This is a genomic window from Streptomyces silvae, from assembly GCF_016745505.1.
Taxonomy (GTDB): Bacteria; Actinomycetota; Actinomycetes; order Streptomycetales; family Streptomycetaceae; genus Streptomyces; species Streptomyces silvae.
In genome coordinates this window covers 1-9,757 of record NZ_JAERUC010000026.1, presented here as the reverse complement: position 1 = coordinate 9,757, position 9,757 = coordinate 1, and the positions used below count along the sequence as shown (strand labels likewise).

10 protein-coding genes are annotated in these 9,757 nt (G+C 74.1%); 6 read left to right on the top strand and 4 right to left on the bottom strand.

Features of this window, described 5'->3' with window-relative positions; translation table 11 throughout:
* Positions 1 to 18: 18 nt before the first annotated feature.
* Positions 19 to 576 carry a GlcG/HbpS family heme-binding protein gene (locus JKV81_RS04055; protein ID WP_129264880.1) on the bottom strand — a complete coding sequence of 186 codons (558 nt, stop codon included), beginning with the start codon at positions 574 to 576 and terminating at the stop codon, positions 19 to 21.
* Between the two features lie 287 nt (positions 577 to 863).
* Between JKV81_RS04055 and JKV81_RS04050 the strand changes: the two genes are divergently transcribed.
* From JKV81_RS04050 to JKV81_RS04040, 3 genes are read left to right on the top strand one after another with little or no spacing between them, the layout of a single operon-like run.
* A complete protein-coding gene (locus tag JKV81_RS04050; protein ID WP_307820484.1) occupies positions 864 to 2,294 on the top strand; it encodes a sensor histidine kinase in 1,431 nt (476 codons plus the stop codon).
* 16 nt (positions 2,295 to 2,310) lie between these two features.
* The gene (locus tag JKV81_RS04045; RefSeq protein WP_202074927.1) at positions 2,311 to 2,937 is read left to right on the top strand and encodes a response regulator; all 627 of its coding nucleotides are present in this window, start codon (positions 2,311 to 2,313) and stop codon (positions 2,935 to 2,937) included.
* A 53-nt stretch (positions 2,938 to 2,990) separates the two neighbouring features.
* Positions 2,991 to 3,488, top strand: a complete 498-nt coding sequence (locus JKV81_RS04040; RefSeq protein WP_099174110.1) for a hypothetical protein — start codon at positions 2,991 to 2,993, stop codon at positions 3,486 to 3,488.
* A gap of 28 nt (positions 3,489 to 3,516) precedes the next feature.
* Here JKV81_RS04040 and JKV81_RS04035 read toward each other — a convergent pair whose 3' ends face one another.
* Complete coding sequence (locus tag JKV81_RS04035) at positions 3,517 to 4,218, bottom strand: pentapeptide repeat-containing protein (RefSeq protein WP_202074926.1); 702 nt, start codon at positions 4,216 to 4,218, stop codon at positions 3,517 to 3,519.
* A gap of 109 nt (positions 4,219 to 4,327) precedes the next feature.
* Between JKV81_RS04035 and JKV81_RS04030 the strand changes: the two genes are divergently transcribed.
* Both JKV81_RS04030 and JKV81_RS04025 read left to right on the top strand, forming a co-directional pair.
* Positions 4,328 to 5,524 (top strand): NAD(P)-binding protein, encoded by a 1,197-nt coding sequence (locus JKV81_RS04030; protein WP_202074925.1) that lies wholly within the window; start codon positions 4,328 to 4,330, stop codon positions 5,522 to 5,524.
* A 139-nt stretch (positions 5,525 to 5,663) separates the two neighbouring features.
* The gene (locus JKV81_RS04025) at positions 5,664 to 6,653 is read left to right on the top strand and encodes a zinc-binding dehydrogenase (protein WP_202074924.1); all 990 of its coding nucleotides are present in this window, start codon (positions 5,664 to 5,666) and stop codon (positions 6,651 to 6,653) included.
* A 22-nt stretch (positions 6,654 to 6,675) separates the two neighbouring features.
* Here the strand turns inward: JKV81_RS04025 and JKV81_RS04020 are convergent, their stop codons facing one another.
* Positions 6,676 to 7,152: a GNAT family N-acetyltransferase gene (locus tag JKV81_RS04020; RefSeq protein WP_129264874.1), complete on the bottom strand. Its 477-nt coding sequence runs from the start codon at positions 7,150 to 7,152 to the stop codon at positions 6,676 to 6,678.
* A 38-nt stretch (positions 7,153 to 7,190) separates the two neighbouring features.
* Positions 7,191 to 8,102: an aminoglycoside phosphotransferase family protein gene (locus tag JKV81_RS04015; RefSeq protein ID WP_202074923.1), complete on the bottom strand. Its 912-nt coding sequence runs from the start codon at positions 8,100 to 8,102 to the stop codon at positions 7,191 to 7,193.
* A gap of 127 nt (positions 8,103 to 8,229) precedes the next feature.
* On the opposite strand from JKV81_RS04015, the gene JKV81_RS04010 reads away from it, so the two are divergent.
* Entirely contained in the window at positions 8,230 to 9,630 is a 1,401-nt protein-coding gene (locus tag JKV81_RS04010) for an NAD(P)/FAD-dependent oxidoreductase (protein ID WP_202074922.1), read from the top strand.
* Positions 9,631 to 9,757 lie beyond the last annotated feature (127 nt).

Here is a 9,757-nt window from a genome sequence, read left to right as displayed (position 1 = left end):
CGAGCGCGGCGACTGTTGTCAGCGGCCGAGCGCGGCGACTCCCGCCGCGGCGAACTTCTCGTCCAGGTCGCCGCTCGGGGCCCCCGCGACGCCGACGCCCGCCACCGGGGCGCCCTTGACCTGTACGGGCGCGCCGCCCGCCAGGAACAGGGTGCCGGGGATGTCCTTGAGGTTCGGGGTCTGCTCCAGGCGCTTGGCCAGCTCGGAGGTGGGCGCGTTCCAGGAGACGGCGGTGTACGCCTTCTTCACGGCGGACTCGGGGGACTGCGGGCCCGCGCCGTCGCCGCGCAGGGTGACCACGGTGTTGCCGTCACGGTCGACGACGGCCACCGAGACGCGCTGGTTCTCCTTCTTCGCGGCGTCCAGGGCGGCCTGCGCGGCCTTGGTCGCGGCGGCGACGGTCAGGTGGGTGGACTGCTGGAGGTTCCGGTCTGCGGTGTCGGCCTTCACCGCTGCGGCGGGCGCGGTGGCCGGGGTGGACGCGTTGGCGGACATCGCGCCGAAGGTTCCGGCGCCCAGGGCGCCTACGGCGACGGCACCGGTCAGGACACGGGTGCGCAGCGACATCTTCTTCATGGTGATCTCCTCGGACGGTGTGCGGCTCGGCTCCGAGCCGGCCGGCTTCCTGCTATCGATCCTCCGGCCGGATCCGGGCCCGTACGGTCGGCGTACCGGCTGGAAGCCGCACCCCTGCCGGCCGACCGCCCCGTCAGCCGATCGGTTGATGCGGAGGGGGCGCCGGGGGGTGACCATGGGGTGCGTACGAGGTCCGTACGAGGTGTCCGGGCAGGTCAGCAGCGCGGGCCGAGGGCAGGTGCGGGTCAGGCAGCCCGGGTCACGGTCGAGGGAGCACGGGGTACGAGGTGCGGCGGAACGGGACCGGACCGGACAGGGACCAGCCGGGCGCAGAGGGCTCAGCAGGCCGGCCGAGCGCAGAGGGCTCAGCGGGCTCACCGGAGGGGGCCGGCTCGGCAGGGCGGGCGCCCGCGGCCGGTGACCCGGATGCCCGGTGGCTGGCCCTCCTCATGCACGCCGCGTTCTTCCTCCTGCTCGGCGCCTCGCTCGCGCGCTTCCTCATGCGCCACCCCGGCGAGACCCGCACCCCCTGGATCATCGCCCTTTCGGCCGTACTCGCCGTGCTGTACCTCCTCGGCCCTGTGCTCGGCTCCCGGCCCACCCCCCGCCGTCTGACCTGGCTCGGCGCCCTCGTCGTGGTGTGGATGGTCCTGGTCGTCCTCGCGCCGAGCTTCGCGTGGTGCGCCGTACCGCTCTTCTACACGGGGCTGCGGATCCTGCCGCCGCGCGCCGCCCTGGCGCTCGTCGCCCTGCTCACCGTGTTCGTCGTCGCCGCACAGCTGCGGCTCGCCACGGGCTTCGACCCGAATCTCGTCCTGGCCCCGCCCGCCGTCGCCGCCGTCGCGACGGCCGTCTTCGTCCATATGCGGCGCCAGGCCGTACGCCAGCGGGAGCTGTCCGTACGCCAACGCGAGCTGATCGACGACCTGCTGCGCACCCGGCGGGAACTGGCCGCCACCGAGCGCCGCGAAGGCACCCTCGCCGAGCGCCAGCGGCTGTCCATGGAGATCCACGACACCCTGGCCCAGGGCCTCTCCAGCCAGCAGATGCTGCTCCAGGCCGCCGACCGCTCCTGGGACGCCGACCCGGCCACCGCCCGCCGCCACGTCCTGACCGCGACCGGGATCGCCGAGCGCAATCTCGCCGAGGCCCGCCGCTTCGTGCACGACCTCGCGCCCGCCGACCTGGCGGAGGGCGGCGGGCTGGAGGCGGCGCTGCACGCGCTTGCCGCCCGGGAGACCGAGCGGTCCGGCGGCGGTCTCACCGTCCGCTGCCATGTGGAGGGCGTCCCGGCCTCCCCGCTCCCCGACCGGGTGCAGTCGGCGCTGCTGCGGATCGCGCAGGGCGCCCTCGCGAACGTCACGGAGCACGCCGAGGCCACCGTCGCCGCGCTCACCCTGACCCACCTCGGCGACCGGGTCGTCCTCGACATCGCCGACGACGGCCGGGGCTTCGGCCCGGACCGGCCGGCTCCGCGCCCGCCCGAGGACGTACGCGGCCACGGGCTGCCGGCGATGCGGGCCCGGGTGCGGCAGCTCGGCGGCACCCTGACCGTCGAGTCGGCGCCCGGCGAAGGCACGGTCCTCTCCGCCGCCGTACCCCTGCCGCACACCGGCACCTCGTCGGCCCCGTCAGACCCACCCGCCCCGTCAGCCCCACCCGCCCCGTCAGCCCCGCCGGACCTGTCAGCCCCGTCGACCCCGGAGGGGCCCGCATGACCCCGGAGGGACCCGTATGACCCCGCCCGTACGCATCCTGCTCTGCGACGACCACGCCGTCGTACGGGCCGGACTGCTCGCCCTCCTCGGCGGCGAACCCGACATCGAGGTCGTGGGCGAGGCGGGCAGCGGCGAGGAGGCCGTCGCCCTGGCCGCCCGGCTCGGACCCGACGTCGTCCTCATGGACCTCCAGCTGGGCCCCGGGATCGACGGCGTCGAGGCGACCCGCCGCATCGCCGCCGCCGGGACCGCCCATGTCCTCGTCCTCACCACCTACGACACCGACGCCGACATCACCCGTGCCATCGAGGCCGGGGCCACCGGCTATCTGCTCAAGGCCGAGCGCCCCGAGGAACTCTTCGCCGCGATCCGCGCCGCCGCGCAGGGCCGCACCACGCTCTCCGCTCCGGTCGCCGGCCGGGTCATGGCCCGGATGCGCAACCCCCGGCCCACCCTCACCGCACGCGAACTCGACATCCTGGGCCAGCTCTCCCAGGGCCTCGGCAACCGTGAGATCGCGCGGGCCCTCTTCATCAGCGAGGCCACCGTCAAGACCCACCTGGGCCGGATCTACGAGAAGCTCGGCGTGGACACCCGGGCGGGAGCGGTCTCCGTCGCCAAGGAGCAACGCCTGCTCCCCTGAGGCCCCGGGGCCGGGCGGCGCGGCAGGCCCGCGCGGCATGACACCATCGAACCGTGCTCGACATCGGCTACTCCCTCTCCCGGCGCTTCCCGGACCCCCCGCAGACCGACTACCGCCGCGCGGACGTCCACGCCCTGCGGCACGACCTCTTCTCCGGGGACGTCTACCTCGCCGACACCAAGGCCGACCGCGAAGTGTCCACAGCCTGGGGATGGGTTCCCGTACTCGACTTCGCCTGGGCGCTCTGCGACATCGTCGAGCAGATCGACCGCGACCCCCGGGGCAACCGCTCGCACCGCCAGCAGTACGCCGAGCTCGACTTCACCGAGTCGTCCGACCGCATGTTCTTCGAGCGCCGCTTCGGCTGGGTCGACGTCGAGGCCGACTGGATGCCCGGCGACGAACCCCCGCTGACCTTCAGCCACTCCCTGCTGCGCCGCGAGGCCCGCGACTTCCTGCACGACCTCATCGCCGACCTGGCCGACATGCACGAGGGCCTCGCCGACAACCCCGTCGTCTGGGACCTCCAGGCCCGCTTCCCCCGCCTCTGAGCTCCCCCTCCTCCGAGCGGGGCCGCACTCAAGCCTCCACCCGCACCCCGATCTGCGCCGCGAAGGCCGGAGCCAGCTCCATCAGCTGGGACGGGCTGATCACCGCCCCCGCCAGCCGCTCCACACCCCGCGCGATGTCCAGCTCGGCGACCGTCCGCAGATCGACGGACTCCATCCGTACGGAACTGAAGTCGGCCCGCCTCAGCACACAGTCCCGGAACTCCACCCGGACCAGCTGCGCCTCCCCGAAGTCCGGCTCCGAGAGCACGCACCCCTCGAACACGACGTCCTTCAGCCGCGCCTTGCGCAGATTCAGGTAATCGATCTTCCCGCCCCGCACGAGGACCCGCTCCAGCACCGCGCCGTGCAGTTGCACCCCGCCCAGCCGCGCGTCCAGCACCTCCACATCGCGCAGCGACGCCCCCGCGAGATCGGTGCCCACACCCCGCACCCCCGTCAGCACCGAGTCGATGAACCTGGCCCGCCCCAGCTCCGCCCGGTCCAGGGCGCAGCCCCGCAGCTCGCAGTCCATGAACCGCGCCCCGGGGCCCGAGGCGTCCGCCAGGTCCGTCTCCTCGAACCGCACCCCGTCGTAGTCCCCGTCGGGCTCCAGCCCCTCCCCGTCGTACGCCATGAGGGACGGCAGCCGGACCTCCGGCCGCCGGGCCCCCGCCACCCCGCCCTTCGCCGCGCCCGCGCTCCCGCTGCCCCTGTTGCCTGTACGTGCCATGTCCCCCATCGTGACGCACACCACTGACAACGCCTCCGGCCCGGTGTCACAGAACCGGCCGGCCGATCCGTCCTCCCTGCAGAAGCGCCCACCGCAAGGAGACCCAGCCATGCAGCGCATCCACATCGTCGGCGGCGGCCTCGCCGGACTGACCGCCGCCATCACCGCCGCCGAGTCCGGGGTCCAGGTCACCCTCCACGAGGCCCATCACACCCTCGGCGGACGGGCCAGGACCTCCGACGGCCCCTACCTGACCAACGAGGGCCCGCACGCCCTCTACCGGCGCGGACCGCACTGGACCTGGCTCGAACAGCGGGGGCTCCTGGGCCGGATGGCCTCCGTACCGCCGCTCGAAGCCACCCGTTTCCTCTTCCGCCGCGACGGCGCCCTGCGCCGGACGCCTCCCCTCGCCATGCTGCGCCTCAGCCGCCGCAACCCCCGCACGGCGCCCGTCGACGCCGACTTCCTCAGCTGGGCCACCGCACAGGTGGGCGAGGAGGGCGCCCGGGCGGCCGCGCACTACGTGGGCGTGGCCCTCTTCCACCACGACCCCGGTTCGCTCTCCGCCGCCTTCGTCCAGGAACGCCTGCGCCGCGCCACCGCGCTGCCGCCCGAGGCCCACTACCCCGTCGGCGGCTGGGCGCAGCTCGTCGACCGGATGGCCTCCCGGGCCTGGAATCTCGGCGTACGGATCGAGACCGCGACCCGCGTCGGCCCCCGCGAGCTGGACGAGCTCCACCGCGGCGGACCGGTGATCGTCGCCACCCAGCTGGACTCCGCCCGCACCCTGCTGGACGACCCCTCGCTGACCTGGGACAGCGGCCGGACCGCCCTGCTCGACCTGGCGCTGCGGACCCGGCGCGGCGACGCGTTCATCGTCTCGGACCTCGACGGGCCCGGCTGGGTCGAGCGGTTCACCGCCCAGGACCCCACCCTCGCCCCGGCGGGCGAGCAGCTCATCCAGGCGCAGATCCCCCTCGCCCCCGGCACCCCGCGCGCCGACGCCGTCCGCCGCGCCGAGGACCTGCTCGACCTCGGCTTCCCCGGCTGGCGCGACCGCACCACCTGGCGCCGCGAGGCGCTGGCGTCCGGCCGTACCGGCGCCCTCGACAGGCCCGGCACCACCTGGCGCGACCGGCCCGCCGTCGACCGCGGCGACGGGATCCTCCTCGCGGGCGACCAGGTGGCCGCCCCGGGGCTCCTCAGCGAGGTCGCGTTCAACAGCGGCATCGAAGCGGCGGTGCTGGCCGTGAAACTCCTCGGCAGGACGGCGGAGGACGTGCCCCGTACGGCAGGAACTCCTTGACCTCAAGTGCACCTGAGGTCCGAGGGTGGTGGTGTGCCGCAGCCGGCCGGCGGCACCGGCGCCGGTGACCGGCTCCGTTCGTCGGCACCGGTGACCGGCCGTCCCGCGCCACCACGCCACCACCCCGGGGAGTCCCGCCATGCACGCCATCCGCCTCCACGCCTTCGGCCCCGCGGAGAACCTCGTCCACGAACGGACCGAGGACCCCGTCCCCGCCCCCGGCCAGGTCCGTGTCGCCGTCGCCGCGGCCGGGGTGCACCTCCTCGACACCCATCTGCGCGAAGGCAGGCCGGGCCCCTACCAGCTCACCGCCGGCCAGCTGCCGACCATCCCCGGCCGCGAGATCGCCGGGACCGTCGAATCACTCGGCGAGGGCACCGACCCCACCTGGCTCGGCCGTGATGTTGTCGCCCACATCGGCGGAGCACCCGGCGGCTACGCCGAGCTGACCGTCGTCGACGCCGCGAAGCTCCACCCGCTGCCGGCCGGCCTGAGCCCGGCCGATGCCGTGGCCATGATCGGGACGGGCCGCACCACCCTGGGGATCCTCGGGTTCACCGACCTCGGCCCCGGATCCGTCGCCGTCGTCACCGCCGCGGCCGGAGGCGTCGGCACCCTGCTCGTCCAGTACGCCAAGAACGCCGGGGCCACCGTCATCGGCCTGGCCGGCGGACCCGCCAAGACCGCCCACGCGACGGCGAACGGCGCCGACTTCGCCGTCGACTACACCCTGCCCGACTGGCCGCGCCGCGCCCGCGCCCACCTCGAAACCCTCGGCCGCCGGGCCACCGTCCTCTTCGACTCGGTCGGCGGGATCACCGCACGCGCCGCCCTCGACCTGCTCGGCCCGGGCGGCGAACACCTCGTCTACGGCGGCTCCGGCGGCCAGGTGCTCACCCTCGGCGAGGAGGAGAGCGCCGCGCGCGGCATCACGTCCCGCACCGCCCTCGGCCCCGCCATGATCGAGAAGGGAGGCGGCCTGCGGGCCCTGGAGACCCGCGCCCTCGCCGAAGCCGCCGCGGGCCGCCTCCGCCCCGCCGTCCAGCGCTTCCCGCTCGCCGAGGCGGCCGCCGCCCACCGCGCGCTCGAAACGCGCGGCACGGTGGGCAAGGTCGTCCTCGTACCGTAGAAGACGTACGCCTCAGGCCGCCTCAGGCCCCGCCGAGCTCCGCCAGCGCCCCGTCCGTCAGCCGGTACACCGTCCACTCGTCCTGGGGGCGCGCGCCCAGCGACTCGTAGAAGGCGATGGACGGGGCGTTCCAGTTCAGCACGGACCACTCCAGGCGCCCGTAGCCGCGCTCCACGCAGATCCGCGCCAGCTCCCTCAGCAGCGCCTTCCCGTAACCGCCGCCGCGCCGCTCAGGACGTACGTACAGGTCCTCCAGGTACACCCCGTGCACGCCGCGCCACGTCGAGAAGTTGAGGAACCACAGCGCGAACCCGACCACCGCACCGTCGTCGTCCGACACCGCGACATGCGCATACGCGGCAGGCCGCTCCCCGAACAGCGCCTCGCGCAACTGCTCCTCGGTGGCCTTCGCCTCGTCGAGCGCCTTCTCGTACTCGGCGAGCTCACGGACCATCGCATGGATGGCGGGGACGTCTTCGGCTGTGGCTGTACGAATCATGAGGGCAGCCTAAACAGGCCACCCGCCCCCGTGGCCCCTCAGTCCCGCCCCAGCAACTGCCGGGCGATCTCCGCATGGTCCGCGAACATCCGCGGCCTCCCGCGCCGGATCCCCCACAGCGCGTTCTGCAGCACCCGGCCCAGCGTCCACGCCCGCGCACGATCCCGGTCCAGCTCCAGCACCCCGCACAGCAGATCGAACCGCCACCGCACCTCCGAGGCGTCGAACCTCTGGTCCAGCGCGGGGAACAGCTCGAACCCCGGATCGCCCGCGAGAGGCTTCGGGTCCAGGGCCACCCACTCGTCCGCCCGGCCCTCCTCCGCGCGCCCGGCCAGGATGTTGGCGTAATGCAGATCCCAGTGCAGCAACCGGTCCCCCGGCTCCCCGGCCACCTCACGCACCGCCGCCGCGCAGTCCAGCAACAGCCGACGCTCGTCCGCGTCCTCCAGCGCCGCGGCCGCCCCGGGCGTCTCCGCGAGCATCCGCGCGGCCTCGTCCGCCAGCCGCCGCATCCCCGGCGGAGCCGGTACGCGCACCAGCCGGGCCAACGACTCGGCGAGCACCCGCACCGCCTCCCGCGCATCGGCCAGCCCGGTCAACGGGCGCTGCTCGTCGAGCCGTTCCAGCAGCATCGTGCCCGTGGCCGCGTCATGCTCCAGCAGGCCCACCACCCCCGCGTCCGCCGCACCCCAGACCCGTAGCGCGACCGGCTCGTCCACCGTCTCCGCGTCCACCATCTGGAGCTTCAGCGCGGCCCCGAGGCCGTCCGCCTCCCGCACCACCGGGACCACGAGCGCGCACATCCCGCACATCACGTCCCCGTCGGGCCGCAGCCCCCACTCCTCCAGGAACCTCCCCGCCAGCCCCGGCAGCGCGACGGCGAACTCCCGCCCCGCAGCCCCCTTGTGGTCACGCAGATTCACGGCCAGGTCATCCGGAACGTCGATCACACCGCAAGCCTAGGGGGTGTTTTGAAAGTCCCGCCTGCCCGGCGGGCGGACGACGCTACTTTCAAAACACCCCCTAGAGGTAACGTCCCTCCAGCGACTGGGCTGCACACGGACAAGCAGGGGACACATGAGCACCGTCAGTACCGTCAACGGCGGCATTTCCTTCTGGTACGCGCACGAAGGCACCCCCGCCCCACGCGAGCCCCTGCCCGGCGACACCACCGCCGACGTCTGCATCGTCGGCGGTGGCTACACCGGGCTCTGGACGGCGTACTACCTCAAGAAGGCCGTCCCCTTCCTCAACATCACCGTCCTGGAAGCCAAGTTCTGCGGATACGGCGCCTCCGGCCGCAACGGCGGCTGGCTCTACAACGGCATCGCGGGCCGCGACCGCTACGCCAAGCTCCACGGCCACGACGCCGCCGTCCGCCTCCAGAAGGCCATGAACGACACCGTCGGCGAGGTCATCCGCACCGCCGGCGAGGAGAACATCGACGCCGACATCCACCACGGCGGCGTCCTCGAAGTCGCCCACACCCCCTCCCAGCTCGCCCGCCTCAAGGACTTCCACTCCGTCGAGATCGCCTTCGGCGAGACCGACCGCGTCCTGCGCGGCGCCCGCGAGACCGCCGAACGTATCCGCGTCTCCGGCGCCGTCGGCTCCAGCTGGACCCCGCACGGCGCACGCCTGCACCCCGCCAAGCTGGTCAAGGGCCTCGCCGACACGGTGGAGGCGCTCGGCGTCACGATCCACGAGTCGACACCCGTCACCGAGATCAAGCCCAAGCACGCCGTCACCCCGTACGGCACGGTCCGCGCCCCCTATGTGCTGCGCTGCACCGAGGGCTTCACCGCAGGGCTCAAGGGCCAGAAGCGCACCTGGCTCCCCATGAACTCCTCCATGATCGTCACCGAGCCCCTGCCGAAGTCCCTCTGGGACACCATCGGCTGGGACGGCCGCGAGACCCTCGGCGACATGGCGCACGCCTACATGTACGCCCAGCGCACCGCCGACGACCGCATCGCCCTCGGCGGCCGCGGCGTCCCCTACCGCTACGGCTCGGCGACGGACAACGACGGCCGGACCCAGCCCGCGACCGTCGAGGCCCTGCGCGACCTGCTCGTCCGCTTCTTCCCCACCACCGCGGGCACCCGCATCGACCACGCCTGGTCCGGCGTGCTCGGCGTCCCCCGCGACTGGTGCGCCACCGTCACCCTGGACCGCTCCACCGGCCTCGGCTGGGCCGGAGGGTACGTCGGCTCGGGCGTCGCCACCGCCAACCTCGCGGCCCGCACCCTCCGCGACCTCATCCAGCAGGACTCCGGCCAGGCCGGCCCCACCGACCTGACGAACCTCCCCTGGGTCAACCACAAGGTCCGCCGCTGGGAACCCGAACCCTTCCGCTGGCTCGGCGTCCACGCCCTGTACGCCGCCTACCGCACCGCCGACCGCCGCGAGTCCACCTCACCGCGGCTCGGCACCGACCGCCTCGCGAAGGCGGCGGACCGCATCGCCGGCCGCCACTGACCGCACCGCGCCGGGCCACTGCCCGCACCGCGCGTGCGCCACTGACACGCGAGTGCGCCACTGACCGCATCACCGGCCACCACCGGCCGCATCGCGGGCCGGTACTCGCCGCATCTCCGGCCGCCGC

What these genes read in the sequence shown, in the direction of transcription:
- JKV81_RS04035 (WP_202074926.1), bottom strand. Translation starts at nt 4,218, where the DNA reads ATGGCACGTACAGGCAACAGGGGCAGCGGGAGCGCGGGCGCGGCGAAG.
- JKV81_RS04030 (WP_202074925.1), top strand. Translation starts at nt 4,328, where the DNA reads ATGCAGCGCATCCACATCGTCGGCGGCGGCCTCGCCGGACTGACCGCC.
- JKV81_RS04020 (WP_129264874.1), bottom strand. Translation starts at nt 7,152, where the DNA reads ATGATTCGTACAGCCACAGCCGAAGACGTCCCCGCCATCCATGCGATG.
- JKV81_RS04025 (WP_202074924.1), top strand. Translation starts at nt 5,664, where the DNA reads ATGCACGCCATCCGCCTCCACGCCTTCGGCCCCGCGGAGAACCTCGTC.
- JKV81_RS04045 (WP_202074927.1), top strand. Translation starts at nt 2,311, where the DNA reads ATGACCCCGCCCGTACGCATCCTGCTCTGCGACGACCACGCCGTCGTA.
- JKV81_RS04055 (WP_129264880.1), bottom strand. Translation starts at nt 576, where the DNA reads ATGAAGAAGATGTCGCTGCGCACCCGTGTCCTGACCGGTGCCGTCGCC.
- JKV81_RS04010 (WP_202074922.1), top strand. Translation starts at nt 8,230, where the DNA reads ATGAGCACCGTCAGTACCGTCAACGGCGGCATTTCCTTCTGGTACGCG.